Origin of the sequence: Shimia sp. SK013, from assembly GCF_001292625.1 — a bacterium.
In the GTDB taxonomy this organism is placed as follows: Bacteria; Pseudomonadota; Alphaproteobacteria; order Rhodobacterales; family Rhodobacteraceae; genus Shimia.
Genome location: NZ_LAJH01000012.1, coordinates 161,884 through 187,372, shown reverse-complemented (window position 1 = coordinate 187,372; position 25,489 = coordinate 161,884). Strand labels below are relative to the sequence as shown.

Annotated in this window: 23 protein-coding genes and 1 tRNA gene; 16 read left to right on the top strand and 8 right to left on the bottom strand. The window is 57.0% G+C overall.

The genetic code is table 11. The annotated features are described in order from the left end of the window. Nucleotides 1–65 precede the first annotated feature (65 nt). From mreC to SHIM_RS10625, 6 genes are all read left to right on the top strand, one after another. Nucleotides 66–959 carry a rod shape-determining protein MreC gene (gene mreC / locus SHIM_RS10650; protein ID WP_054002941.1) on the top strand — a complete coding sequence of 298 codons (894 nt, stop codon included), beginning with the start codon at nucleotides 66–68 and terminating at the stop codon, nucleotides 957–959. Further along, nucleotides 940–1,485, top strand: a complete 546-nt coding sequence (locus SHIM_RS10645; protein ID WP_054002627.1) for a hypothetical protein — start codon at nucleotides 940–942, stop codon at nucleotides 1,483–1,485. The genes mreC and SHIM_RS10645 overlap by 20 nt, the downstream gene beginning before the upstream one ends. Next, nucleotides 1,485–3,428, top strand: coding sequence for a penicillin-binding protein 2 (gene mrdA, locus SHIM_RS10640; protein WP_054002626.1), 1,944 nt, complete (start codon nucleotides 1,485–1,487; stop codon nucleotides 3,426–3,428). Before SHIM_RS10645 ends, mrdA begins: the two co-directional genes overlap by 1 nt. A gap of 8 nt (nucleotides 3,429–3,436) precedes the next feature. Then, a complete protein-coding gene (rodA, locus tag SHIM_RS10635; RefSeq protein WP_054002625.1) occupies nucleotides 3,437–4,576 on the top strand; it encodes a rod shape-determining protein RodA in 1,140 nt (379 codons plus the stop codon). A gap of 208 nt (nucleotides 4,577–4,784) precedes the next feature. Beyond that, a complete protein-coding gene (locus SHIM_RS10630; RefSeq protein ID WP_054002624.1) occupies nucleotides 4,785–5,195 on the top strand; it encodes a VOC family protein in 411 nt (136 codons plus the stop codon). Continuing rightward, nucleotides 5,192–6,121 carry a 2-hydroxyacid dehydrogenase gene (locus tag SHIM_RS10625; protein ID WP_054002623.1) on the top strand — a complete coding sequence of 310 codons (930 nt, stop codon included), beginning with the start codon at nucleotides 5,192–5,194 and terminating at the stop codon, nucleotides 6,119–6,121. The genes SHIM_RS10630 and SHIM_RS10625 overlap by 4 nt, the downstream gene beginning before the upstream one ends. A gap of 81 nt (nucleotides 6,122–6,202) precedes the next feature. On the opposite strand, the gene SHIM_RS10620 is transcribed toward SHIM_RS10625, so the two are convergent. Both SHIM_RS10620 and SHIM_RS10615 read right to left on the bottom strand, forming a co-directional pair. Beyond that, a complete protein-coding gene (locus SHIM_RS10620) occupies nucleotides 6,203–6,955 on the bottom strand; it encodes an SseB family protein (protein WP_054002940.1) in 753 nt (250 codons plus the stop codon). Nucleotides 6,956–7,002: 47 nt separating this feature from the next. Next, a complete protein-coding gene (locus SHIM_RS10615) occupies nucleotides 7,003–7,584 on the bottom strand; it encodes a uracil-DNA glycosylase family protein (protein ID WP_054002622.1) in 582 nt (193 codons plus the stop codon). A gap of 84 nt (nucleotides 7,585–7,668) precedes the next feature. Here SHIM_RS10615 and SHIM_RS10610 point away from each other — a divergent pair, with 84 nt between their 5' ends. From SHIM_RS10610 to SHIM_RS10585, 6 genes are all read left to right on the top strand, one after another. Beyond that, the gene (locus SHIM_RS10610; RefSeq protein ID WP_054002621.1) at nucleotides 7,669–8,013 is read left to right on the top strand and encodes an ArsR/SmtB family transcription factor; all 345 of its coding nucleotides are present in this window, start codon (nucleotides 7,669–7,671) and stop codon (nucleotides 8,011–8,013) included. Next, nucleotides 8,006–9,040, top strand: a complete 1,035-nt coding sequence (locus tag SHIM_RS10605) for a permease (RefSeq protein WP_054002620.1) — start codon at nucleotides 8,006–8,008, stop codon at nucleotides 9,038–9,040. Before SHIM_RS10610 ends, SHIM_RS10605 begins: the two co-directional genes overlap by 8 nt. A 287-nt stretch (nucleotides 9,041–9,327) precedes the next feature. After that, nucleotides 9,328–9,987 (top strand): ABC transporter ATP-binding protein, encoded by a 660-nt coding sequence (locus SHIM_RS10600; protein WP_054002619.1) that lies wholly within the window; start codon nucleotides 9,328–9,330, stop codon nucleotides 9,985–9,987. Beyond that, nucleotides 9,965–11,674: a capsule biosynthesis protein gene (locus tag SHIM_RS10595; RefSeq protein ID WP_054002618.1), complete on the top strand. Its 1,710-nt coding sequence runs from the start codon at nucleotides 9,965–9,967 to the stop codon at nucleotides 11,672–11,674. The genes SHIM_RS10600 and SHIM_RS10595 overlap by 23 nt, the downstream gene beginning before the upstream one ends. A 28-nt stretch (nucleotides 11,675–11,702) precedes the next feature. Further along, nucleotides 11,703–12,506 carry a 3-deoxy-8-phosphooctulonate synthase gene (kdsA, locus tag SHIM_RS10590; protein ID WP_054002617.1) on the top strand — a complete coding sequence of 268 codons (804 nt, stop codon included), beginning with the start codon at nucleotides 11,703–11,705 and terminating at the stop codon, nucleotides 12,504–12,506. A 29-nt stretch (nucleotides 12,507–12,535) separates the two neighbouring features. Beyond that, nucleotides 12,536–14,032 carry a phosphomannomutase/phosphoglucomutase gene (locus SHIM_RS10585; RefSeq protein WP_054002616.1) on the top strand — a complete coding sequence of 499 codons (1,497 nt, stop codon included), beginning with the start codon at nucleotides 12,536–12,538 and terminating at the stop codon, nucleotides 14,030–14,032. A gap of 75 nt (nucleotides 14,033–14,107) precedes the next feature. Here the strand turns inward: SHIM_RS10585 and SHIM_RS10580 are convergent, their stop codons facing one another. Both SHIM_RS10580 and SHIM_RS10575 read right to left on the bottom strand, forming a co-directional pair. Further along, nucleotides 14,108–15,058 (bottom strand): NAD(P)-dependent oxidoreductase, encoded by a 951-nt coding sequence (locus SHIM_RS10580; RefSeq protein WP_054002615.1) that lies wholly within the window; start codon nucleotides 15,056–15,058, stop codon nucleotides 14,108–14,110. Nucleotides 15,059–15,182: 124 nt separating this feature from the next. Then, entirely contained in the window at nucleotides 15,183–15,410 is a 228-nt protein-coding gene (locus tag SHIM_RS10575; RefSeq protein WP_054002614.1) for a hypothetical protein, read from the bottom strand. 586 nt (nucleotides 15,411–15,996) lie between these two features. Here SHIM_RS10575 and SHIM_RS10570 point away from each other — a divergent pair. Both SHIM_RS10570 and SHIM_RS20720 read left to right on the top strand, forming a co-directional pair. After that, nucleotides 15,997–16,425 carry a hypothetical protein gene (locus tag SHIM_RS10570; RefSeq protein ID WP_054002613.1) on the top strand — a complete coding sequence of 143 codons (429 nt, stop codon included), beginning with the start codon at nucleotides 15,997–15,999 and terminating at the stop codon, nucleotides 16,423–16,425. A 23-nt stretch (nucleotides 16,426–16,448) separates the two neighbouring features. Further along, nucleotides 16,449–16,730 (top strand): PilZ domain-containing protein, encoded by a 282-nt coding sequence (locus tag SHIM_RS20720; RefSeq protein ID WP_054002612.1) that lies wholly within the window; start codon nucleotides 16,449–16,451, stop codon nucleotides 16,728–16,730. 94 nt (nucleotides 16,731–16,824) lie between these two features. Here SHIM_RS20720 and SHIM_RS10560 read toward each other — a convergent pair whose 3' ends face one another. Further along, a complete protein-coding gene (locus tag SHIM_RS10560) occupies nucleotides 16,825–19,038 on the bottom strand; it encodes an NADP-dependent isocitrate dehydrogenase (RefSeq protein WP_054002939.1) in 2,214 nt (737 codons plus the stop codon). Nucleotides 19,039–19,196: 158 nt separating this feature from the next. Next, nucleotides 19,197–20,798 (bottom strand): glycerol-3-phosphate dehydrogenase, encoded by a 1,602-nt coding sequence (gene glpD, locus SHIM_RS10555; protein ID WP_054002611.1) that lies wholly within the window; start codon nucleotides 20,796–20,798, stop codon nucleotides 19,197–19,199. 337 nt (nucleotides 20,799–21,135) lie between these two features. Here glpD and SHIM_RS10550 point away from each other — a divergent pair, with 337 nt between their 5' ends. Continuing rightward, complete coding sequence (locus SHIM_RS10550; protein WP_054002610.1) at nucleotides 21,136–21,894, top strand: DeoR/GlpR family DNA-binding transcription regulator; 759 nt, start codon at nucleotides 21,136–21,138, stop codon at nucleotides 21,892–21,894. Nucleotides 21,895–21,906: 12 nt separating this feature from the next. Here SHIM_RS10550 and SHIM_RS20630 read toward each other — a convergent pair whose 3' ends face one another. Both SHIM_RS20630 and SHIM_RS10540 read right to left on the bottom strand, forming a co-directional pair. Beyond that, a complete protein-coding gene (locus SHIM_RS20630; protein WP_193749907.1) occupies nucleotides 21,907–24,405 on the bottom strand; it encodes a Hint domain-containing protein in 2,499 nt (832 codons plus the stop codon). Between the two features lie 106 nt (nucleotides 24,406–24,511). Continuing rightward, nucleotides 24,512–24,588: transfer RNA gene (locus SHIM_RS10540), tRNA-Arg, on the bottom strand. 324 nt (nucleotides 24,589–24,912) lie between these two features. On the opposite strand from SHIM_RS10540, the gene SHIM_RS10535 reads away from it, so the two are divergent. Beyond that, nucleotides 24,913–25,257, top strand: a complete 345-nt coding sequence (locus SHIM_RS10535) for a hypothetical protein (RefSeq protein WP_152926520.1) — start codon at nucleotides 24,913–24,915, stop codon at nucleotides 25,255–25,257. Nucleotides 25,258–25,489 lie beyond the last annotated feature (232 nt).

Sequence of the window (25,489 nt, the reverse complement as noted above, 5' to 3'; positions counted from 1 at the left end):
TGCAAGTCGCCGTGCTAAACCTTGGGACAGCTTCTGCATACGCAGGTTTCACACACGAGGTCACGTTGGCACGCGAACGCAATCAGGGCGAAGATTTTAGTGGCCCGCTCAAGCGGTTGCTTTTGGGTGTGCTTCTGCTCGCGCTGTTCGGGATTTTTATCATCTGGCGCATCGACAGCCCGCGCGTGGAACGCTTCCGCGCGCAAATCACCGATGCGGTAGTTCCCAGTTTTGATTGGGCCATGGCGCCCGTTACAGGCGCGGTGAACCTCCTACGCGATTTTCAAAGCTACCAACGTATTGTCGAGCAAAACCGCGAACTGCGACGTGAATTGCAACAGATGAAAGTTTGGAAAGAGGCGGCGCTGCAGTTGGAGCAGGAAAACGCACGTCTTTTGGACCTCAACAATGTGCGACTTGACCCACGCCTCACATTCGTCACCGGCGTGGTTTTAACCGATAGCGGGTCGCCGTTCCGACAATCCGTGCTGCTCAATATTGGTCAACGTGACGGCATTGTGGATGGCTGGGCGGCCATGGACGGCGTGGGGCTGGTCGGGCGGATTTCCGGGGTCGGCAAGAGTTCCGCGCGCGTGCTATTGCTGACAGACACCTCAAGCCGGATCCCCGCTGTGATCCAGCAGTCTGGCCAATCCGTGCTGATTGCCGGCGACAACTCAGTTGCGCCGTTGATTGATTTTGTCGAAACCCCCGATCTGGTACGTCCCGGCGATCGCGTTGTGACTTCGGGAGATGGCGGCGTGTTTCCCGGCGGTTTGCTGATTGGTCAGGTGGCTATTGACCCTGCGGGCCGCTTGCGAGTGCGGCTAGCAGCAGATTACGAGCGCCTCGAATTCCTGCGGGTCCTGCGCCACCACGGGCAGGACAGAATTGACACCCATGGCGCCATTGTGCGGCCAAGTGGCGCTCCGCTAACCAATGGTGATCACGATGGCTGAGGGGGTGTTCTCGCGCAAATGGGGCATGCGGCTGGTCTTTTCGCTGCTATGCGTAATCTTTATTCTTCTAAAGCTTACCCCCTTCAGCACCGCGCCCCAATTGTGGTCGGGACCCGATCTGATGGTTGTGTTGTGCCTGGCATGGGCAGTACGTCAACCGGACTACACCCCGCCTTTGCTCGTGGCTCTGGTGTTTTTGTTGGCAGATTTCTTGTTTCTGCGCCCGCCTGGGCTCGGCGCATTTACAATGGTGATCGGCGTGGAATTGCTGCGCCGTCGTGCGCCAGCTCTGCGCGACGCCACATTTGTCACCGAATGGGCGACGGTTGCGGCTTTGATGATCCTTATACCGATCGTTGCGCGTCTGATTTTGATGTTGTTTTTCTTGGACCGGCCATCGCTGGGTTTGACCTTAATTCAGGTCATTATGAACATCGCCATTTACCCTTTTGTGGTTTTGCTCTCTCAGACGCTTTTCGGTGTACGGCGTCAGGCCGCGCGTGATGCCACGCTGGGGGCAGTGTAATGCGCAAAAATCCAGCGGAAAGTGCAGAAACCCATGCGCGCGTATCTCGCCGCGCCCTACTTTTGGGCGGCACACAGCTATTGTTTATGGGTGGCCTCGGCATGCGGATGCGCCATCTGCAGCTAAACCAAGCTGATCAGTTCCGGCTTTTGGCCGAAGAGAACAGGATCAACATCCGTCTAATTCCACCCGCCCGAGGCGAGATTTTTGATCGCCGCGGGGTGGTACTGGCGCGAAATGAACCTGCCTATCGCGTCACACTTGTGCCCGAAGACGCCGGCGACGTTGATGCTGTGATCGAAAAATTGGCCTCTCTCATCGAACTCGACCCCGCAGAACTCGACGCAGCGGCGACAGAAATGCGGCGTTCGCCACCCTTTCTGCCGGTGACCGTCGCGGATCGCATAACATGGGAAGAACTGTCCCGCGTGGCCGTGAACGCGCCCGCGTTGCCCGGCATCACGCCCGAAGTTGGCCTGTCTCGATTCTACCCGCTTCGCGGCGACTTTGCCCATGTGGTGGGCTATGTCGGCCCGGTGTCAGATTACGACCTGTCCAAGATCGAGAACCCGGATCAACTGTTGCGCATCCCGCGGTTTCAAATTGGCAAAGTTGGTCTCGAAGGCAAGCTGGAGGACTCCCTGCGCGGCAAGGCCGGCACCAAGCGGGTTGAAGTGAATGCCGTAGGCCGTGTTATGCGCGAGCTAGATCGTCGCGAAGGCCAGCAGGGCGATGCGGTGCAATTGACCATCGATCAGCGGCTGCAATCCTACGCGCAGGCACGCCTCGGAGAGGAAAGCGCCACGGCGATCGTAATGGATTGCCGAAGCGGCGACTTGCTTGCCGTTGCCTCCGCGCCGACCTTTGATTCAAACCTGTTTGTGCAGGGCATCTCGGTGGCTGACTACCGCGAGCTGACAGAAAACGACCATCGTCCCCTAGCCGCCAAGTCGGTTCAGGGCACTTATCCGCCCGGTTCAACCTTCAAAATGATCACGGCTTTGGCAGCACTTGAGGCCGGCATTGCCCGTCCTGATCAAACCGTGTGGTGCCCTGGACATCTCGAAGTCTCAAACCGTCGCTTTCACTGCTGGAAACGAGCGGGACACGGACATGTGAACCTAGCCCAAGCACTGCGTGAAAGCTGCGACGTCTACTTCTATGAACTCGCGTTAGAGGTCGGCATTGACAATATTTCCGCAATGGCCGCCAAATTCGGCATTGGTGAAAGGTTCGACCTGCCGCTGTCCGGCGTGGCGCGTGGGTTGAACCCAAGTCGGGACTGGAAGCGCGATGCACGCAGCGCGGACTGGGTTGTTGGTGACACGGTCAACGTCTCCATCGGACAGGGTTTTGTCCTGACATCGCCCCTGCAACTTGCTGTGATGACGGCGCGATTGGCGACCGGGCTGAATGTCACGCCAAGGTTGGTCAAATCGGTCAACGGCGTTGATGCGCCCGTGGCGCCTGCTTCCAACATCGGTATCGACGAGGCTTACCTAAACGAGGTTCGGCGCGGCATGTACGCCGTCTCCAACCATCGGCGAGGCACGGCATATGGCAGCCGCATCATCGAGGACAAATTCCGACTGGCTGGCAAGACCGGCACATCTCAGGTGCGCAACATCACTGCCGCAGAACGCGCGCGCGGCGTAACCCGCAACGAGGACTTGCCCTGGAACCGGCGAGATCACGCGTTGTTCGTAAATTTCGCCCCATACGAGGCGCCTGAAATTGCCGTGGCTGTGGTGGTCGAACACGGCGGCGGCGGCTCCAAAGCGGCTGCCCCCATCGCGCGCGATATCACCCTACAGGCGCTTTACGGCGACGCACCGCCGCTGGACGCCTACCCCGCAAAAGACCGTCAGCGCATCAAAAAACAGCAAGAAGAGATGCGCATACTGGAACCCGGGCGCAGCGTCACACGACGAGACCGGGCGTAGGTGCGGATATGAGTTACCTCGAATACTCCGTCAAACATGTGCCAACTGGGCCTCGCAAAATCTTGCATCTGAACTGGCCTTTGCTTTTGCTTGTCACAGCAGTGGCCAGCGTCGGCTTCTTGATGTTGTATTCTGTTGCTGGCGGGTCTTTCTCCCCCTGGGCCGAACCTCAGATGAAGCGTTATGCCATGGGCGTCGTGCTTTTGTTCATCGTGGCAATGGTGCCAATATGGTTCTGGCGATCCGTATCAGGGGCGGTTTACATCGGCGCCCTCGTGCTGCTCATTCTGGTGGAAGTCATCGGTAGCGTCGGAATGGGGGCACAGCGTTGGATCGATCTGGGCTTCATGCGTCTGCAGCCCAGCGAATTGATGAAAGTCGCGCTCGTAATGGCCTTGGCCGCCTATTATGATTGGCTGCCACCCAGAAAGACGTCTCGTCCTCAGTATGTGCTGATTCCGGTCTTACTTATTGTCATACCGACGGCCCTTGTCTTGCGCCAACCGGACCTTGGCACCGCGATTCTTTTGCTGGCTGGTGGCGCCATTGTGATGTTTGCGGCCGGCGTCCACTGGGGGTACTTCACCGCGGTATTTGGAATGGGCATGGGCCTTGTTTTTGCGGTTTTTCAATCCCGCGGAACCTCTTGGCAGCTTCTCAAAAACTATCAGTATCGCCGCATCGACACCTTCCTTGATCCGGCATCTGATCCGCTGGGCGCGGGCTATCACATCACGCAGTCCAAAATCGCTCTGGGCTCCGGCGGCTGGACCGGGCGCGGCTTCATGCAAGGCACACAAAGCCGGTTGAACTTTTTGCCGGAAAAGCACACGGACTTTATCTTTACGACCTTGGCAGAGGAGTTCGGCTACATCGGCGCCGTGTCCCTGCTATCCCTTTATGCCTTGATCATCCTGTTCTGCGTGGCCTCTGCAATTTCCAATCGGGACCGCTATGCATCGCTTTTGACCATCGGGATTGCCGGCGCATTTTTCCTGTTCTTTGCGGTCAACATGTCGATGGTCATGGGTTTGGCGCCGGTTGTCGGTGTGCCGTTGCCATTGGTAAGCTACGGTGGCTCCGCAATGCTGGTCCTCATGCTAGCGTTCGGCCTGGTGCAAAGCGCCCACGTGCACCGCCCCCGCTAACCCTGCGGCGTGTCAGCCCAGACGGCCCTCCTGCCACAAGGCCACGAACGAAGGAGGCAACTTAGGTTACAATCCTGATCGGCGACTCCTCAAATCTCAAATCCAATGAATTCTTGCGTTTGAGCATGAAGAAACGGGCTGGCCTGCCCCTTCCGATGCCGATACCACTTGGCCCAAGCCCGACACACCGAAACGAGGAAACCTGCACATGAGCATTTTTCACTTGGCGTATAACGTCACCGATCTGGACGCGGCCCGCGCCTTTTATGGCGACTTGCTTGGATGCCGCGAGGGGCGCAGCACCGATACCTGGATCGATTACGACTTCTTTGGACATCAGATCTCGCTGCACTTGGGCACCCCATTTGCAACCGCGTCGACCGGCCATGTCGGGGAGCACTTGGTGCCCATGCCGCACCTTGGTGTGATCCTGCCAAAACAGGACTGGGACGTACTGGCAAAACGCCTACAGGACAGCGCCGTCGATTTCGTCCTCGCACCGTTTACTCGGTTTGCTGGCGAACCCGGCGAGCAAAGCACCATGTTTTTCCGTGATCCCTCCGGAAACCCAATCGAGATCAAAGGGTTTGCAAACATGGATGGGGTTTTCGCGTCATGATCAACGTGTTGTTTGCTGCGCTGCCAGAACGATGGGAGCAATACAGAGAGACATTACAGGCCGCATTTACGGAACTCGACCTGTCTGTTGACCTACGCACTGAATTTGCGCCGCAGGACGTGGACTACATTGTGTACGCGCCCAACAGCCCTGTTCAGGATTTTACGCCTTACACCCGTTGCAAAGCCGTGCTGAACCTGTGGGCCGGTGTCGAAAACGTGGTTGGCAATAAAACCCTGACCCAACCTCTCGCTCGCATGGTCGACCCGGGTATGACGCAAGGCATGGTGGAGTATGTGGCCGGGCACGTGATGCGTCATCACCTCGGCATGGATCTGCACATCGCGGGTCAGGACGGCCAATGGCGAGACCATGTCCCGCCGCTGGCGCAGGACCGGCGCGTCACCGTGCTCGGCCTTGGTGAACTTGGCTTGGCGTGCGCCAAAACGCTTTCCGGACTCGGATTTCCCGTGACGGGCTGGAGCCGACGTCAAAAGACCGCAGACGGCATCACCTGTCTTGCAGGCGATGACGGGCTGCGCCAGGCCCTAACGGTTGCGGACATTCTGGTGCTTCTGCTCCCCAAAACGCCCGCAACAGAGAACCTACTCGACGCCAACCGGATCAGCTGGATGCCCAAAGGTGCATTTGTCGTCAATCCCGGCCGTGGTCAGCTGATTGATGACGACGCTTTGCTCGACTCGCTTAACAGCGAACACATCGCACACGCCACACTTGATGTTTTTCGCGTCGAACCACTGCCCGTCGACCACCCATTTTGGGCGCATCCACAAGTGACCGTGACACCGCATATTGCCTCGGAAACACGCGCCCGCACCGCCTCTCAGGTGATCGCGGACAACATTCACCGAGGCGAAACCGGTGCCCCTCTGCTGCACCTCGTCGACCGATCAGCCGGTTACTAAGTGTCAGGCTCAGCGCAGTTGAGCCACGCCCAACCGGGTGCGATGCCGTCAGGCATCAAATCCGGGCGGGAGGTCCACAGGCTATTTTAAGATTGGTGGCTTGCTGGGGTCACTGCCGGGGGTCGCAGGCACATGATCACACACCTCCGTCCGCTCAGGCAAATCAAACCGAAGCCCAACGCGGGCAAGCTGTGCCGACACCGGATCACTCGCTGAAAAGAACCCGACATCCAAAGCGCCGGCCTCGATTCCCGAGAATGTCAAAGCCTCGTTGACGGCTTTCGCCAAAGCGCCCTGCGCGGCGTCGACTGCATCGACAAACCCCAACAAGTGCGAATGCCCGCCGCCGTCATAGGTCACGCCCACAAGATAAACCGTCTTGGCCAACCCCGCTGTTGTCGAAAGCTTTGCGTCTAGCGCGGTGATCAATTCTTCCGGCAATCCTGCTGGGGCGGTAAACGCCTCGACCTTGGCCTCCACCTCATCCGGCGCATGTGTCAGCGTGTCCACCAACCAGCCCAGCGCATCCGCTGGCACCAACATCGAAGACGGCGCAACCTCGGGGTTCAGCGCCAGACCGATGCCCTGCTCTGCCAACATCGACGCAATGATGCGCCCCGACAACGCGGCATAAGGCGCAACCCGTCCGACAAACTGGCTCAGCCGCTCCTCTGTATCAAACACCAACACAAACGACGCATCCGAGGTTTCAAACACCTCTGGCGAAATCCGATCCCCCTCTGGCTCTTTTTCAAGCAGCAGGAAAAGCTCCGCATCCGCCAACCGCTCAAAAAACCGCAACCGGGCACCGTCATCGTCGGGCGCGCTCTGCATGGCAGCGTGATATTGATCCAGTGGGGTCGTAAGCTCGGTTGAATCTGTCACGCCAAAGTCTCCTTGATACGCGCCCGAAGGGTAGGCAGCAGGTCCGCCTCAAACCACGGGTGTTTCTTGATCCATCCCGTATTGCGCCACGACGGATGTGGCAAGGGAAAGACCGCAGGCGCATGGTCGCGCCATGACCGGACTGTGTCCGTAACCCCCGCCTTGCTGGCAAGATGCCACTTCTGCGCGTGGCCACCGACGACCAACGTCAGAGGTATCTCGCCCAGTTCATTCATCACCCGCATCCGCCAAGTTTCCGCGCAAATCGGCGGCGGTGGCAGGTCGCTGCCTTTGGCGTCATAGCCTGGAAAACAAAAAGCCATCGGAACAATTGCGATTTGTGATGTGTCATAAAAAACAGACGCATCCACCCCCATCCAGTCCCGCAACCGGTCGCCGGACGGATCGGTAAAAGGGCGACCACTTTGGTGAACACGTGCCCCTGGCGCCTGCCCAACGATCAGCACTTTCGCTCCTGGCCGAAACCAGGCGACGGGCCGCGGCACATGCGCGGTCGCCGTCGCAGCAAATCGATCAGCACATAGACGACAGGCCTGAATTTCCTCAAATAATTTCATGCCTTGTGATAGCGATCCAAATTAATTTCGACAATCTTCGAAATAACACTTGAACAAATCTATAATTTCGATATTTCTAGAATCATGAAACATATAGACCCCACAGATATCTCGCTTGAGATTGCCGCCTCGACCTTTGCAGCGCTCGGCTCCGAGCAACGCCTGTCCGTTCTGCGCTGCCTTGTGCGCGCAGGCGAGAGCGGCCTTTCGATTGGCGAACTCGGTCAGCGCAGCGGCGTAACCGGCTCGACCTTGACGCATCACATGAAAATCCTCGCGCAGGCAGGGCTGGTCACCCAGAAAAAACAAGGGCGTTCAATCATTTGCGCCGCGGTTGCCTTTGATGCGGTGCGCGACCTTTCCAACTTCCTGCTCAAAGAATGCTGCGCGGACAGCACATTGCCAGACAAGGACCACGATCATGGCTGATACAACACAATCCCCGTCCCCCCTTGGCGCGCGTCTGGCGCGGATCGACAAAGTATGGGCCGCCGTCGTTGCGATTTTGATCGCGGTTGCAGTCCTCGACCCACCGGAATTTGTGCCCACCGTTGAATTTGCGCTCAATGCCCTTCTCGGCACGTTGCCATTCATTTTATTCGCCGTCTTGGCCATAGGCTATCTCAAGGCCACAGGCGCAGAGAACCTGCTGTCTAACGCGTTTGAAGGCCGCGAAACCCGCATGATTATTCTCGCCGCCCTGCTCGGAGGGCTCTCGCCATTCTGTTCATGCGAAGTGATTCCCTTCATCGCCGCGCTTTTGGCAGTTGGCGCGCCTCTTTCGGCGGTCATGGCTTTCTGGCTGGCGTCCCCCTTGATGGATCCGGCGATGTTCGGCATCACCGCAGGTGCATTGGGCTTTGAATTTGCCCTCGCAAAACTGGGTTTCGCCGTGAGCCTCGGGCTGCTCGGTGGGTTTGGCACCAAGCTCATGAAGTCGACCGCCGTGTTCCACAATCCGCTTCGCGAGAAACCACAGGTCGGCGGGTGCTGCGGCGTCAAGAAACCTTTTGCAGACAAACCAAACTGGAAGTTCTGGCAGGAACCTGCACGCCGTGACGCCTTTCGTGAGGCAGCAATGGAAAACGGTGCCTTCCTGCTCAAATGGTTGTCTTTCGCATACGTCATAGAGGCGCTGATGGTCTCCTATATGCCCGCGCAATTGATCGCGAACGTCTTGGGCGGCGACGGTTTTCAACCGATCTTCCTCGGTGCACTTGTCGGCATGCCCGCATACCTCAACGGTTACGCAGCACCTGCGCTGGTGGCCGGCCTTCTGGAACAGGGCATGGCAAACGGGGCCGCCATGAGCTTTGTCATCGCCGGCGGTGTCAGCAGCATCCCAGCTGCCATCGCCGTCTGGGCATTGGTGAAACCACGGGTCTTTGCCGCCTACATCGGCTTTGCTTTGTTGGGCGCTTTGATCGCCGGGACCGCGTGGCAGGCCATCGCGTAACGCCTCACATCATCAAACGCCGGTCAGGCTGAACCAAAGGGCGCTTTCGGGCGCCCTTTGTGTGTTTCCCCGATTTACGGCAAGACAAAATTCAATCGACAGCGCATTTCTCGAAAATTCGACACAAATAGCTGTTTTTGGGTATCAAAAATATGTGTCGATGCCCAATTTGTGCCGCAAGACATTGCTAAACGTAGTCACAATCCGACATATTGGGAAAAACGCCAACAGAGAGCGTTAACCTTGATCCGTTAAAAAGGTCGGAAGAGCAGCCACAGGAGCACCCGATGCTCGAGTTCGAAAACGTGAGCAAGTCCTTCTGGACGGGCACGCAGCGCAAGGTGATCCTTGACCGCGTGTCGTTTCGCGTGGAATTGGGTAATTCGCTAGGTGTGCTGGCACCAAACGGCACGGGCAAGACCACATTGATCAACATGATGGCCGGCCTGGAAAAACCGGACGAAGGTGTGATCCGGCGCGATTGCCGCATCTCCTTTCCTCTGGGGTTCATGGGCGGCGTGGTCAACAAACACACCGCCGTGGAAAACAGCCGCTATATCGCGCGGCTCTATGGTTTGGATCCGGACTATGTCGAGGCCTTCTGCCGCTGGCTTTGCAATTTGGGCGAATACTTCGAACAACCGCTCGGCACTTACTCCTCCGGTATGCGGGCGCGGTTCACCTTTGCGCTTATGCTGGCACTGGACTTCGATGTTTACCTGATCGATGAGGGAATGCCCTCCTCCACAGATGTGGAATTCAACAAGAAAGCAGGCGAAGTGCTTCGCGAACGCCTGCGCACCACCACCATTATTATTGTGTCGCACCAACCCCAGGTGCTCGAGAAGTTTGCCCGTTCCGCAGCAGTTCTGCTAAACGGTAAGCTCTATATGTTCGACACCTTGGAAGAGGCCAAGCAGCTCTATGACTACCAAACCCAAGGCTAAAAAATTTCGCATCCGTCGATCCGTTCCCCAAACAGGAGCGGAGACCGGCGCCGTCGCGCAGGACGCAACGCCACGTGCTGCCACGCCAGCACCGGCTGCCGCTCCCGCGCAACCGCAAGCCACACCGGCTCCCAAGGCGCCCAATCCGCCGCAAAAAACGGCCAAGGTCGGCCTGCCGGCAAAGGCCCCAGTCAAAGCCGCACCCCCAAAGCCTAGCGGATCTCCCGAGGCGGAAATTGATGCCGTCAAGCGTGAAGGTTTGACCGGTCGACAGCTGAGGTTGGCCCGCCGTATGGCGCAAAAGCACGGTTTGGCCGCAACGTCGGATTATGATTCTGTACGTCTGCTACGCAACGCCGGCATTGATCCGTTCCAGCGCACCAACATGCTTGAGCTGCTGCCCACGGATCAAACTTCCGAAAGTGACGACGCAACGCCCAAAGCGCAGTCTAACAAAATGTCCATCGGGCGGATTCAATTGCCGCAAACCATGCCGGTAGACAAAGACAACCTACCCTCCACTGAAACACGCTCTCCAGCAGAGATGCGTGCGTTGGAAATTGGCGAAATCCAGAAAGACATTGCCCGCCGCCGCCGCAAACGCCTTGTATTGTTGCTGGCGCGCCTCTCGGCTTTTGTGTTTCTGCCGACGATCTTCGCAGCTTGGTATTTCTACGGTGTTTCCACACCGATGTACGCCACAAAATCCGCGTTTCTGGTACAACAGGCCGACAACACCGGCGGCTCCGTGCTTGGCGGCCTGCTGCCCGCACAAATGAATTCAAATCAGGATGCCATCGCGGTGCAGGATTACCTGACGTCCAAAGACGCGATGATCCGGCTCGACAACGATGTTGGCTTCAAATCGCATTTCTCCGATCCGTCCATCGACCCAATTCAACGGCTTGATCCCGATCCATCCAATGAAGAAGCCTACAAGCTCTACAAAAAGTTCGTGAAAATCGGCTACGACCCGACCGAAGGATCCGTGCGCATGGAAGTGATTGCCGCAGATCCTGCCGTCGCCACAGCCTATTCCAAAGCCTTGATCACCTACGCCGAAACCCGCGTGGACACGCTGTCACAACGCAAACGCAAAGACCAAATGCGCGACGCACGCACCAGCCTCGACGAGGCCAAAGCCGAACGCAGGGATGCGCAGCTGGCTCTCGTTGAAAAACAGCAAAATTCGGTGGTGGATCCACAAGCCGTGATCGCAGCCTTACGCCAGCAGATTTCAAATGTGCAAATTCAGCTACAAGAAAAAGAGCTGCAGCTGGCCGCGCTTCTGGACAACAGTCGCCCAAACCAAGCCCGCGTCGAAGGCGTGCGCGGCGATGTTCGGCGCTTGAATAACCTGCTGGATAAGCTGGAAACAGAGATGACCGACGCCACTGAGGGCGAGGCGTCACTGGCCGCGCAATCAGCGGAAATCCAGATCGCACAGGCGGATCTTGCAACGGCCGACTTGATGATGCAGTCAGCACTTCAGACCCTGAAACAGACCGAGTTGGAAGCCAGCCGTCAAGTTCGCTATCTCACAACATCTGTGGAACCCGTCGCGTCTGAGGACCCGTCATACCCGCGCAGCTTTGAGAACACCGTCTTGGCCTTACTGATTTTTTCAGGCATTTACCTGATGATATCGCTCACAGCATCCATCCTCAGAGAACAGGTGTCCTCGTGATGAAAACCGTTGAGGTTTCGGCCTCTCGATCGGCAACGATCAACCGCTGACCGTTATTGCCGGCCCCTGCCAGCTTGAAAGCGCGGATCACGCGCAAATGATTGCTGGCACCATGAAAGAAGCCTGCGAAGCGGTCGGTGCGCAGTATGTGTTCAAGGCCAGCTATGACAAAGCCAACCGCACGTCGCTTTCGGGCGTACGCGGCATGGGCATTGACGCCGGGCTGACGGTGCTAGACGGGATCCGCAAAGACTTCGGTGTGCCGGTATTGACCGACGTTCACACCGAAAAGCAATGCGCGGTTGCGGCGCAAGCCGTGGACATCCTGCAAATCCCAGCCTTTCTCTGTCGCCAGACCGATATGCTGCTGGCTGCCGGCAAAACCGGCGCCGTGGTGAACGTCAAAAAAGGCCAATTCCTCGCGCCATGGGAAATGGGAAATATTGTCACAAAGATCGAAAGCACCGGCAATGATCGCATCATGCTGACCGAGCGCGGGACGTCCTTTGGCTACAACACCCTTGTGGCCGACATGCGTGGCCTGCCGCAGATGGCGGCAACGGGCTATCCGGTGGTTATGGACGCGACGCATTCCGTGCAACAACCCGGTGGCAAAGGCGGAAGCTCCGGCGGGCAGCGCGAATTTGCGCCAGTTATGGCGCGCGCAGCCGTGTCACTGGGCATCGCTGCAGTGTTCATCGAAACTCACGAAGATCCCGACACTGCGCCGTCAGACGGGCCAAATATGATCCCGCTGGATCAAATGAGTGGCCTGATCGAAACATTGATGCGCTTTGATGAGTTGGCCAAGGCCAATCCAATTCGCGTTTAAGCCATTTAACAGTGACCGAGAGACGATTTATGAAAAAGCCCCTGCCTGACGTGCGCCAAAACACTTGGGAATTCCTCCGTGACCCGATGATTGCCCCTACAGGCTTTCGCGAATACGACGCGCGCTGGCAGTATCCCGAGGCGATCAATCTGCCCGGCATGACCGCGCTTGGGTTTGGGTTGGGCACACAAATGCGCCGCCGAGGCGTCGACCCGGTGATTGCGGTCGGCAACGATTACCGCGACTATTCCGTGGCCATCAAATATGCGCTGATCGTCGGCCTGATGAAGGCAGGTATCCACGTCAAAGACATCGGGCCGGCCCTATCGCCTATGGCCTATTTTGCACAATTTCATCTAGATGTGCCCGCCGTGGCGATGGTCACTGCCTCGCATAACCCCAACGGCTGGACCGGCGTGAAAATGGGCTTTGAGCGCCCGCTGACCCATGGCCCGGATGAAATGGCGGAACTGCGCGACATCGTGCTGAACGGCGACTTTGACGCCCATGATGGCGGCAAGCACGAAATCGTGGACGGTGTCCGCGAGGCGTACATCGACGACCTTGTTGGTGACTTCAAAATGAGCCGCAAACTGAAAGTGGTCTGCGCCACCGGCAACGGCACCGCCGCTGCATTCGGCCCCGAAGTTCTGGAACGCATCGGCGTCGAAGTGGTGCCAAGCCATTGTGACCTCGACTACACTTTCCCGCACTACAACCCGAACCCCGAAGCCATGCTGATGCTGCATGACATGTCCGACAGCGTCAAAGCATCCGGTGCCGATCTGGCGTTGGGGTTTGACGGCGACGGCGATCGCTGCGGCGTTGTGGATGACGAAGGCGAAGAGATTTTTGCCGACAAAGTCGGCGTGATCATGGCCAAGGATTTGGGCAAGATTTTCCCGAACGCGACCTTTGTCGCCGACGTCAAATCCACCGGACTCTATGCGGCCGACCCCGAACTCTTGGCCACTGGTGCCAAGACTGATTATTGGAAAACCGGCCACAGCCACATGAAACGTCGTGTGCATGCACTGGGCGCATTGGCGGGCTTTGAAAAATCCGGCCACTACTTCCTCGCCGAACCTATTGGCCGTGGCTATGATTGCGGCATGCGTGTCGCTGTTGAGGTCTGCAAAATGCTGGATCGCAACCCTGATATGAAAATGTCGGACATGCGCAAGGCACTGCCAAAAACATGGTCGACACCAACCATGTCGCCCTACGCGGCGGACACCGAAAAATACGACATTTTGGACCGTCTGGTCGCAAAACTGGTCGCCAAACACGAGGCCGGCGACACAATGGCATGTCGCGCGATCAAAGACGTCGTGACCGTAAACGGTGCCCGCGTCATTCTGGACAACGGCAGCTGGGGATTGGTGCGGGCAAGCTCGAACACGCCGAACCTTGTGGTCGTCATCGAAAGCGCCCAAAGCGAAGACGAGATGCGCGCGATCTTTGCCGAAATCGATGCTGTGATCCGCACGGAACCAAGTGTGGGCGAATACGACCAGACCATCTGATCCAGCAAACCACGCCTGCCCGCTTTCGCGGTTGCGCATGGCTCAAACCCATTCGGGTTGGAGCCTAAAGAACGCCTAGCCGCGCCCCTGGGGGATCACCTCGTAACCCGGTTCTTCCGGTTCGTCGTCCAACATCTCGGGCGGAAAGCCCGGCGCCAGCACATCCACACCAGCCGCGTCTTCCAAACGCTTGATGATATTGGGGCTCAGTTCCCGCTCCCCATAACGCGCGATACCGTCGTCAAAGATATTGATCATCAGAGGGTTCATTTCCAACGGCACGCCGGCGCGATTGGCCACCTCCTGAAACAGGCCGATGTCCTTTTTCACCAGATCCATCGTGAAAGAAATGTCGCGGCTGCCGTTCAGTATCACCTGACTTTCGGTTATGTGGCTGAAGGAATTTCCCGAACTGATCTTGATCGCCTCATAGGCCGTGTTGAGGTCCATGCCCGCCGCCGCGCAGGTGGTTAGCGCCTCTGCACTCGCCACAAGATGCGCCGTCGCAAGGAAGTTTGTCACCACTTTAAGAACAGACGCCGACCCAAGATCGCCAGTGTGCAAAATCCGTCGCCCCATGGTGGTCAATAGGGGAAGGATACGTTCAAACGTATCGCGGTCACATCCGGCAAAAATCGCGATGTTGCCGGTGTCCGCGCGATGACAGCCGCCTGAAACCGGGCAATCCACCGCCGCGCCTCCCGCCGCGATGACCAAGCCACCCAGCCGCTTGACCTCTGCCTCATCCGTCGTGGACATCTCCATCCAGATCTTGCCCGGCCCGACCTCTGGCAACATTTCCTGCACGACCGCATCCGAGGCCGCAGGCGACGGCAGACAAGTGATCACCGCATCGCAATCGCGCATCATCTGCGCCGAGTTTTCGCCCGCCATGGCGCCTGCTGCGACCTGCGCGGCGACAAGGTCAGCGTTCAGGTCGTAAACCGTCAGGTCCACACCATTTCGCAGCAAACTGCCACTCAGCTTGCCGCCCACATTGCCGAGCCCAATAAATCCGATCTTCATGACCCACTCCCTGTTGTCGTTACAAGCAGGGTGATCGTGTCATTTTGCGTTTGTCATGCAAACCCGCGACATGGTGTAGGTCGCAAAACGGAGATTTTTCTTTCCGATCAAATCGCAGTCGGTCTCATCCGCAGCAGCCGTTGGTGCAGGTGCTTTTGGGCTGAAGGTCGTCGTCAATCAGTGGCAACTCGCCAGTGAGCGCCTGCGTTGGGATTTGCAACGTAGTGGGAAGGCGGAAGGCGGGTTCGGGCTGGTTTGCGGTTTTGGCGGTTTGCAGCTTGGTCAACTGACGCTCCGAGAGGCTCACCAGTTTCTCCAGCTTTGGACGCCCCAGCTTGCACGCGTCAGGCACGGATTATTTGCCTCATTTTCGTGGCACCGGGTTGGAATTTCTCACTGTCCCGAAACTCACTACACAACCATAGGCTAAAGATTTGTGGCGCCCCCCATGCCGGAGAACTACCCTGAACAAGATCCACTCAGAAATGCCATAATATTATCAATGATTTAGGTGAATTTATGTTACTAATACCTGGAAACGGTTGACGTTTTAGCAACCTTTGGAACATAATTCGACTCATGAATTATACATTTCAAATGCACCTTTACGGTGTCAAAAGTGAAAATAGGCAGATATGTGTAAGCGGCTTCAGATCTACGTTGTAGAAAACGGTTGGTTCCGACGGTGTTAAACCCCATATAGTGGCCTCATTCTTTTGGATGTGCATGTAAGACAATGCAGTTTTTTTACATATCTACATTGCAGATTGGCATGAGGAGCAATCCACACCCAAGAAACGCACAATCTGAAAACTATTAAAGGGAGACATAGTCGTCGGCCTTCGCCGATTGTTTGTTGGACCAGCGCACTCTGAAAGAGTTGGTGTAATGTTATATTATTAAGTTATCGACAACGTTTTGGCCAATGCGAGGTGCAAATGTCAAAAGAATTACTAAAAGAATGGATTGAAGACGGTTGGCTCAAGGGCAACCAATCCACAATAGAAAAAATACTTCCCGCATACTTCTCCGTACCGGACTTTTCGAACAAAGAGAGTTTTCCTAAATCCGATTTTGCGGAACTCGTCAGTCTTTTTAGACGAATAACCGGGCCGGGTCAGATCAATCTAAAAAACCTGATTGAGGATCCTCCTTGGTTTGCAGCGAAGTTCCTTCTAACGTCCCGCTCCCCTGAAAACGCAGGCCCAATTAAGATCGACGTCATGCTTTTGGCCAAGTTCGAGGATGGTGTGATGACGGAACATCACACTGCATTTGACTACTTTTCCCTTTTTTCACAACTGGGGCAACTGCCACCTAACGCCATGGAACACTGCCTTGCTGGGGAACGCCTAACTTGGATTTGATTGGAAATCGGCGGCATCAAGACATGCGCAAATCGGGAAAACGGCATGAAAAACAATTGACTTGCGAAATTCAGCTTGAGAACCATTCCTTGGGCGCCAAGACTATGGACATAGGCGCTCATGGTGCATGCATCGAAGCCAGCCTCAATGTTCACAGAGCGGTCTTTCAGAGCGAAATTCGAATAATCCTCCCTGGGCCTATATCTCGAAAAGCAAAAATCGTTTGGAGTTCCGGCACGCGAATGGGGTTAAATTTTGCCATTCCCCTTAGGACGTCGCAGCTTGAGGCTCTCCTCAGAAAGTGATCCTTCGCAGCCACAACTCGTGTTGAAGCAAAGAAAATACAAAAAAGCCGCCCCTTTCAGGGCGGCTTCCTTGTTTCAACTTAGCGCGTCGGCCTTAGCCGATGATCGCGTTCAGGGTAGCGCTTGGGCGCATTACTTTGGCTTTCAGCTCCACCGATGGGCGGAAGTAACCGCCAATGTCGGCTGCTGGGCCTTGGGCCGCTGCGAGCTCGGCAAGGATGGCCTCTTCGCCCTCGGCCAATGCTTTGGCCACACCAGCGAATTCGGCTGCCAAATCATCGTCGTCAGACTGCGCTGCCACCGCGTCGGCCCAGTAGCGAGCAAACCAGTAGTGGCTGTCGCGGCTGTCTGGCTGACCAACTTTGCGCGATGGCGAACGGTTGTCGTCCAGAATGCCTTGCGTGGCGGCTTCGGCTGCAACACCCAGAACACCGGCTTTGGCGTTGCCATTGACGTCCGCGAGGAAGTTCAGGCTTTCCCCAAGGGCACAGAATTCACCCATGGAGTCCCAGCGCAGGTGGTTTTCTTCGACTAGCTGCTGCACGTGTTTCGGTGCGGAGCCACCGGCACCGGTTTCAAACAGGCCGCCACCTTTCATCAACTTCACGATGGAGAGCATTTTGGCAGAGGTGCCCAGCTCAAGGATCGGGAAGAGGTCGGTCAGGTAGTCGCGCAGCACGTTGCCGGTGATGGCGATGCTGTCGTTGCCTGCGGTGATGGTCTTCAAGGACTGAGCCGTGGCTTCACGCGGTGCGAGGGTCATGAACAGATCCGCTTTGCCAGCCGCTTCAAGCGCGGGCTGAACGTATTTGATCAGCTCCGCATCGTGGGCGCGGTTTGCGTCCAGCCAGAAGATCGCCTCGGAACCGGTCAAACGCTGACGGTCCAGTGCCAATTCGATCCAGTTCTCGATCGGCGCCTGCTTCACGGTGCACGACCGCCAGATGTCACCTGTTTCCACGTTGTGGCTGTGTAGCGTCTCACCATTGGCCAGAACGATGCGGATAGTGCCATTGGCAGGCGCTTCAAACGTCGTCGGATGAGAACCGTATTCCTCAGCTTTCTGCGCCATCAGGCCAACGTTGGCGACCGACCCGGCGGTGGTCACGTCAAGCGCGCCATTGGCTTTGAAGAAGTTGATGGATTCATCATAAACGGTGGCATAGCAGCGATCGGGGATCACACAGTTGGTGTCACCCTTGTTGCCAGCTGCGTCCCAGCCTTTGCCGCCTGCGCGGATCACGGCTGGCATCGAGGCGTCGATGATCACATCGGATGGTACGTGCAGGTTAGTGATACCTTTGTCGCTGTCGACCATGTACATGCCGGGACGGTCCGCGGTCACGGCGTCGATGGCGGCCATGATGTCGGCGTTGCCAGAGACCCGGTCCAACAAGTCACCCATGCCGGAATTGGGGTTCACACCCAGATCGGCCATTTCTGTGCCGAATTTTTCGAACACTGGCGCCAGCCATGCTTTGACAGCGTGACCAAAGATGATCGGGTCGGAGACCTTCATCATCGTGGCCTTCATGTGCAGCGAGAACATGGTGCCGTCGGCTTTGGTGTCTTCAATCGCGTCTGCCAGAAAGGCGCCCAGCGCTTTGGCGGACATGAAAGTCGCATCAGCAATGGTGCCAACTTCCAGCGGGTAGCTGTCTTTCAGAACCGTCACGGCGCCATCGGCGGCCACAAATTCGATCTTCGCGTCACCAGCTTGATCTGCCGAAATGGTGGCGGACACTTCGTTGGCGTAAAAATCATTACCCGGCATGGACGACACTTTGGTTTTGCTCGCGCTGTCCCATGTGCCCATCGAATGCGGGTTGTTCTGGGCAAAGTTTTTCACGGCACGGGCAGAACGACGATCAGAGTTGCCTTCGCGCAAAACAGGGTTCACAGCCGACCCTTTGATGGTGTCAAAACGGGCGCGGATCGCCTTTTCTTCGTCTGTCTTGGGCTCTTCTGGATAGGACGGAATGGCGTAACCCTGCGCCTGAAGCTCTTCAACCGCGCCAACCAACTGCGGCACCGATGCCGAGATGTTGGGCAGCTTGATGACGTTGGCGTCAGGTGTCTTCACCAATTCACCCAGCGCGGCCAGATCGTCGGACTGACGCTGCTCTGCGGTCAGGTTTTCTGGGAAGGTCGCGATGATGCGGCCGGCCAGCGAAATATCAGGGGTTCCGACAGTGATACCAGCTGCAGACACAAACTTGCGAATGATCGGCAAAAACGACGCCGAGGCCAGCTCGGGCGCTTCGTCTACAATGGTATACAATATGTCTGGGGTCTTGTTCTCTGCCATTTTCTCACAACCTTTTTTCGGGTTCGGGGTGTCTGGTATCGGGTCGTTCACAGGCGATGTCCGCCGGAATTCTCGTCAAATCCTTCTCCGCCACCGCAACAGAAAGCCCTGCACGGCAGCAACGTGCAGGGTTCCTATAGGCCTCAAAACGGCAAAGATCAATTCTTCGCGTCGCCTTCTTGGAGCGCATTTTGCCGCGCCGCCGCAACAAAGCTTTCCAAGGTCTCGATTTGAGACGTCGACAGGCGCAATCCGAGCTTGGAACGCCGCCAGACAATGTCCTCGGCGCTGGCCGCGTATTCCCGCTCTATCAGCCAAGTGACCTCGGCCTCCGTCAGGGTGGCGCCAAAACCAAGGCCCAGATCTTTTTCGCTCTGTGCCGCCCCCAAAATCTCGCGCGCCTCGATGCCGTAGGCACGAACCAACCGTTTGGCCCAAGCCGCGCTCAAAAATCCGTAGTCCGCTCGTAAAGACGCAATCACCAGGTCAACATCCGCAACCGCAAAATCGCCGCCGGGCATCGCAACCCCGGCGGTCCAAGCGCCCGACGCCTGCGCAAAAAACGGCGTAAGCTTCGCCATCGCTGCCTCAGCCAGTTTTCGATAGGTGGTGATTTTGCCGCCAAACACGTTCAGAACCGGCGCGCGGTCGCCGTCCAGCTTAAGCACATAGTCCCGCGTCGCGGCTGTGGCCGACGTGGCTCCATCATCATAAAGTGGCCGCACACCGCTATAGCGCCAGACCACATCATTCATTGTGACAGGGCGTTTGAAGTATTGCGATGCAAACTCGCAAAGATAGAGCGCCTCTTCATCTGTGCATTCCGGACGCACATCAGCATCAAGGTGCTCTTTGTCGGTGGTGCCAATCAGCGTGAAATCTTCCTGATACGGAATGGCAAAAATAATCCGGCCATCCGTGCCTTGGAAAAAATAGCAACGGTCATGATCAAAAAGGCGTTTCGTCACAATGTGGCTACCGCGCACAAGGCGAACACCGGCGCTGGCGTTCTGGCCCATCACGCCTTCGATCACATCCGCCACCCACGGCCCGGCCGCATTCACCAGCGCACGCGCATATCGTGTCGACCGCTCGGCGGTGTCCATATTTTCTGTCTCAACCCGCCATAGATCGCCTTCCCGCCGCGCCGAAACCACCTTGGTACGTGTGCGAATGGTGGCACCGCGCGCCTCCGCGTCCCGCGCGTTCAGGACCACAAGACGGCTGTCCTCGACCCAACAGTCGCTGTATTCAAAGGCGCGGCTGAACTTATCCTGCAACGGCACACCGGCCTCATCGTCAGACAAATCCACCGACCGTGTACCGGGCAAAATCTCACGCCCGCCCAAGTGGTCGTACATGAACAGCCCAAGCCGGATCAGCCATGCCGGCCTGCGCCCCTTCATCCACGGCATCACAACGCTCAGCAACCGCGAGGTCGGCGTTTCGTTGTCAAACCGCATCTCGCGGTGCATCGGCAAAACGAACCGCATTGGCCAGCTAATATGCGGCATCGCCCGCAACAGCGTCTCGCGCTCGATCAACGCCTCCCGCACAAGACGCACCTCAAAGTATTCTAGGTAGCGCAGCCCACCGTGAAACAATTTGGTGGATGCACTGGATGTGGCTGTCGCCAGATCGTGCATCTCCGCAAGTTCCACCGACAAACCACGGCCCGCTGCATCCCGCGCGATACCGCATCCGTTGATGCCGCCACCAATTACAAAAATATCTACTGTTTGTTGATTACCTGAAGCCATACGAACACTCACGAACATTATCGAGCACACTCGAATAGAGTTTTCCACTGCCAGTCAAGGGCTGAATGCCCAAAGGCCCTTATTCAGCGACCAGTCTCATCACCGGCTTCGACCGCTTTCGAAAGGACCCACGCCCAAAATCGTGAGCCCGCCCGCTCTTGGTTTCAATATGTGGCCCGTGACTGCCTGTTGACCGGATGACAGAGCGATATATGCAAATCGCCAAGGCTTTTTCGTTACGGAATGCCCCCATCGCTTTGACGCATTTCCCTTGCAAACCGTCGATGCTCTGGCAAACACTCATGCAATATTTCCGCACCCTAACAGGACCGCGCCTATGCACTCGTCATTTCGCGAACACGACATCCTCGAAATTGCCCGCACCCAGGGCAAAGTCACCGTTGACGCCCTGGCCCTGCATTTTGACGTCACTGTGCAAACCATTCGCCGCGATTTGACACAACTGGCCAATGCGGGGCTTTTGGAACGGGTGCACGGCGGCGCAATGCTGCCCTCGGGCGTGCGCAACATCGCCTATGAGGAACGCCGCCGCGTCAATGCCGAAGCCAAAGACGCTATGGCTGCTGCCGCCGCCCAAGACATTCCAAACGGCTCTTCGCTTTTTGTGAACATCGGCACCAGCACCGAGGCGCTCGCTCAGGCACTCTTGGGCCATGATGGCCTTCTGGTGGTGACGAACAATCTCAACGTGGCCCGCATTCTGTCCGCCAATGAGCGCTGCGAAGTGCTGCTAACCGGTGGACGCCCCCGCCCTGAGGACGGCGGCCTTGTCGGACAGGTCGCGGCACAAATGGTCAACGGGTTTGCGTTTGACTACGCCATTCTCGGATGCTCCGCATTGACCGAAACAGCAGAGGCGTTTGACTTCGACATTGACGAAATTACCGTCAGCCAAGCGGCCATGTCACGCGCCAACGCTGTTTGGTTGCTGGCGGATCAGTCCAAATATCAGCGCCACGCACCGGTCCGGATCGCAGGCCCCGAGGCCTTTGACCGATTGTATACGGATGCCATCTCCGAACCCCTCGCGACCCAATGTGCGCTTTGCGACACGAAAGTGTGCCTGTGCCCCTAGTCCCGCAGTCACCTACCCAAACGCGCGGGCAGGACTAAACTTCTCCGCAACATCGCGCGTGATTTCTTTGCGTATCAAGAACCGGCGCGCGGTGGGGCCGTAAACTTCCAACGCCCCAAGATTGGCCAAAAGCTCCGGAAACAGGGCCGCTACCTCTGCTCTTTCTGCCGGTGCCAGCGCATTTAAAGCCATCGGTCCGGGATAAAAGCTCTCGCTGGGTGCATTTTCCGCAATGATGATTTCATGGCTCTCAAACATCAGGTGATAGTACGTTACCGACTTGATGCCCCGCGCCACCCGAAACCCCGGCCCGCCATCTCGTGCCAGATGGATTGCGCGCGCCAAAGCTGGGCTTTCGCCGGAATGTGTCGTCACTATCCCGTGCTGTGGCGAAACGATCAGATCACGCTCGTTGCCAAGACTGCCCGCCCGAATACGCACCGGTTGCAGCTTCGGGTTTTCGGCCAAGTCGGCCTGCGTCAAATGCCGTCGTCCGACCCAAAGTACAGGCTGCATCCCATTGTCCAGCGTCTGCACCAGATCCCCGACATTCAAATTCTCGATGGGCACATCCCCCGAAGGCGTGCGAATGCGCGTACCCCCCGCAAAGCAAGGAATGCCCATGCTCACCAAAGTAGGTATGCTCAACGTGGCAGGAGCAATCCCGTTGAGCTGAATCCCCTCGCCGCCCGGAAAGGTCAAAACAGCGTTGCCGTTTCCATCGTCGAGGACGGTCACATCGCCCACAGTCACAGGATTCCCCGAAGCATTGGTCAGCCCGGTCACATCCAGTTGGTCATGCTCGGTGCCGTCCATCCGGAAATCATCAACAACGTCATATCCGCCGTTGTTGGCTATCACAAAAACGTCGTCCCCAGCGCCGCCCTTGAGAACATCACTCCCGGCACCACCGCCCAGCGTGTCATTGCCTGCATCCGCAATCAGAGTGTCGTCGCCACTCCCGCCACCAAGCACATCATCGCCATCACCGCCGTAAATCAGGTCCTGGCCACTGCCGCCGTCGACGGTGTCATGGCCGGCACCGGCATCGACCAAATCGTTGCCCTGGCCGGCGACTATGCTGTCCGCGCCCTCACCACCATAAATCGAGTCATGCCCGTCACCACCCAAAAGTGTATCGTCATCACTTTCGCCGTATATCTCGTCATCGCCTGCCCCTGCATCGACGTAATCTTGACCGTCCCCCGCCCACACCCGGTCATCACCGCCGCTGCCGAGAAACGTATCATCGCCGTCCAGCATCGAGGTAACAGCAGTCCAGTTGCTGGCGCTGGCATCAACGATATCGTCATTGCGTGTGGTTTCCGTCTGCTCGATGCTTGAAAAGTTGCCCGCCGCGCCGCCGATAGAATAGGTGCCATAGGTGTCACCTTCATAGGTAACAACCGCGCCTTCGCCGGTGCCTTCATCCTGAAACTGAATGATGTCCCACCAGCCTTCGCCATGCACATCGGTCGTTTCGTCCGAGTCATGCACGACAAACAGGTCGTTGCCGTCGCCGCCGACCAAAGTATCTGAGCCAAGGCCACCGGTCAGAGTATCTGCGCCCCGGCCACCACTGATATAGTCGTCGCCAGACCCGCCGATGATGGAGTCATCTCCGCCGCGCCCTTCGAGGGTTAAGCCGCGACTGTTGCCTGACGCGTCGATATTGTCCCCGTTGTCCGTACCTATGATATGTTCGATTTCTTGAAACACGCCCGAGGTCGACGTGTCTTGAAAAGCAAAACTACCAGCTTCATCGCCGGAAAACGTAACGTTTACGCCGCTGTTCGTGGCCCAGTTTCCAAACCCTACGATGTCCCAGTCGACAAAACCTTCACCGCCGGTGATATCGGCATAATCGTGGTCATCGGTGACCCAAAATTGGTCGTACCCGTCACCACCGTCCATGGTGTCCCGCCCACCGGCGCCTGCCATCCAGTCGTCGCCTTCACCACCGATGATCTGGTCGTCTCCGGACCCTCCGATTATCGAGTCATCACCGGCGCCGCCTTCAATGAGATTGTTTCCACTGCCGAAAGACCACGATCCTATCTGATCGTTGCCATCTTCGCCGCGGATCGTGTCATTGCCGTCGCCGAAAACCACAGTGTCGTCGCCGGAACCTGCAGAAATGCGGTCGTCGCCCGTCTGGTTGTACAGGTTCTGGTCTGAGTCATGGATGACGTCGCGATCGGTCGTGCCCGTCAGGTCGTCGTTTCCAGTTGAGCCTTTTATCGCCTCAGTGAAACTGGTGACCGTTCCGGCTTCCCATGGTGGAAACCCGGTATCATCGTCGGGCACAAAATAGGTATCTCCGGCGTATTCATAAAACACGCCACTTACTGTGCCCAAAGTGGTTGGATAATTTACCGACCCGCTTCCTAAGGGAAAATCTGAGTCCGTATAAATAGGACATGTCTCGGAACCGCCAGAGATACCATCGCTGGCCCCCAAGCCATCCCCGTTTTCGTCCCAATACAGGCTATAGCCGGTCAGTGTCGCCAATTGTCCCACTCCTTTTGGAACGCGGTAAAGCAACGACTGTTAACAAAGCCCCAAGGGCAATCCTCGGCACTCGAAATAGTGCAACGAATTCGATTCAAAGATAAATTGGCGATCCCTGAAGGACTCGAACCCTCAACCTGCTGATTAGAAGTCAGCTGCTCTATCCAGTTGAGCTAAGGGACCGCTTGGCCTGTTCCTAAATCAAGCTGTCAGTTTTGCCCAGAGGCTTTTGCCATACTGAGAACACGCAATGCCACCGCGTTGCTACGACCTCATCCGCACAGAATAAACGGAACGACTAGGGAACCCCGGCCAGATCACCATGCGCTCCCGATCACCATGCAGGTGGCGCTCTTGTCCATCGCGTGCCGGCCTAAACCGCAGCAATACCGGCCGAAACATCAAGAAATCCCATCATAGTTTTCAAACTGCCTTCTTGACGCGCGGAATTTTGTAGTCAACGCTTATTTTATGGTCAGTTTGAGAACAAACATCACAACACTGCTCATGCTCCTGCCCCTTTCGGGACCGGCCCATGCCGCGCAGGACATCACAAAAACCATTGCCGGCTGCACAGGGCGCTTTTCTGCCGAAATGGAGCATTCATGGCTAATAAGCGACGACCGCGCAGAGGCCTTTCAAGGTGAGCGCCAAACATTTGTCCACCTGCTGGACGCCGCCATGCAAACCGATCATCGCGCGATCCTTGGTCACAGAATTGACGTCAAACACGCACACGCGTCGCTGCTAACCGTGGCAAGCTTTAGCCACGACACTTCCCGCGCGCGGGCCGCGCGGCTTCTGGCTGACGGATATCTGGACAGCTGTCGCAGTTTGATTTTGGGCGGCTAACCCAGCCCCGGAGTCGCGATCCATTAAAATTTGAGCAAAATCTAGACTCTTGTCTGTTTTTTGGGCGCTAACTTCGATTTCCGGCCATTCATTTCGCCGCGATGTTTACGCAGTGCGCACCTCTGCCCCTATGGTGAGCACGGGATGAAAACCCACTAGAAAACGTGCGACGGATCCGGCCTAGGAACCATTGGTCCATCGCACGCCGCAATAAATTGCGTGGGCGGAATAT

Coding starts and splice junctions, on each gene's coding strand:
- SHIM_RS10625 (WP_054002623.1), top strand. CDS start 5,192: ATGATCAACGTGTTGTTTGCTGCGCTGCCAGAACGATGGGAGCAATAC.
- SHIM_RS10630 (WP_054002624.1), top strand. CDS start 4,785: ATGAGCATTTTTCACTTGGCGTATAACGTCACCGATCTGGACGCGGCC.
- SHIM_RS10585 (WP_054002616.1), top strand. CDS start 12,536: ATGAAAAAGCCCCTGCCTGACGTGCGCCAAAACACTTGGGAATTCCTC.
- rodA (WP_054002625.1), top strand. CDS start 3,437: ATGAGTTACCTCGAATACTCCGTCAAACATGTGCCAACTGGGCCTCGC.
- SHIM_RS10620 (WP_054002940.1), bottom strand. CDS start 6,955: ATGCAGAGCGCGCCCGACGATGACGGTGCCCGGTTGCGGTTTTTTGAG.
- SHIM_RS10580 (WP_054002615.1), bottom strand. CDS start 15,058: ATGAAGATCGGATTTATTGGGCTCGGCAATGTGGGCGGCAAGCTGAGT.
- SHIM_RS10605 (WP_054002620.1), top strand. CDS start 8,006: ATGGCTGATACAACACAATCCCCGTCCCCCCTTGGCGCGCGTCTGGCG.
- SHIM_RS10570 (WP_054002613.1), top strand. CDS start 15,997: ATGTCAAAAGAATTACTAAAAGAATGGATTGAAGACGGTTGGCTCAAG.
- SHIM_RS10595 (WP_054002618.1), top strand. CDS start 9,965: ATGACTACCAAACCCAAGGCTAAAAAATTTCGCATCCGTCGATCCGTT.
- SHIM_RS10615 (WP_054002622.1), bottom strand. CDS start 7,584: ATGAAATTATTTGAGGAAATTCAGGCCTGTCGTCTATGTGCTGATCGA.
- SHIM_RS10645 (WP_054002627.1), top strand. CDS start 940: ATGGTGATCACGATGGCTGAGGGGGTGTTCTCGCGCAAATGGGGCATG.
- SHIM_RS10610 (WP_054002621.1), top strand. CDS start 7,669: ATGAAACATATAGACCCCACAGATATCTCGCTTGAGATTGCCGCCTCG.
- SHIM_RS10560 (WP_054002939.1), bottom strand. CDS start 19,038: ATGGCAGAGAACAAGACCCCAGACATATTGTATACCATTGTAGACGAA.
- mrdA (WP_054002626.1), top strand. CDS start 1,485: ATGCGCAAAAATCCAGCGGAAAGTGCAGAAACCCATGCGCGCGTATCT.
- glpD (WP_054002611.1), bottom strand. CDS start 20,798: ATGGCTTCAGGTAATCAACAAACAGTAGATATTTTTGTAATTGGTGGC.
- SHIM_RS20720 (WP_054002612.1), top strand. CDS start 16,449: ATGCGCAAATCGGGAAAACGGCATGAAAAACAATTGACTTGCGAAATT.
- SHIM_RS10535 (WP_152926520.1), top strand. CDS start 24,913: ATGCTCCTGCCCCTTTCGGGACCGGCCCATGCCGCGCAGGACATCACA.
- SHIM_RS10600 (WP_054002619.1), top strand. CDS start 9,328: ATGCTCGAGTTCGAAAACGTGAGCAAGTCCTTCTGGACGGGCACGCAG.
- SHIM_RS10550 (WP_054002610.1), top strand. CDS start 21,136: ATGCACTCGTCATTTCGCGAACACGACATCCTCGAAATTGCCCGCACC.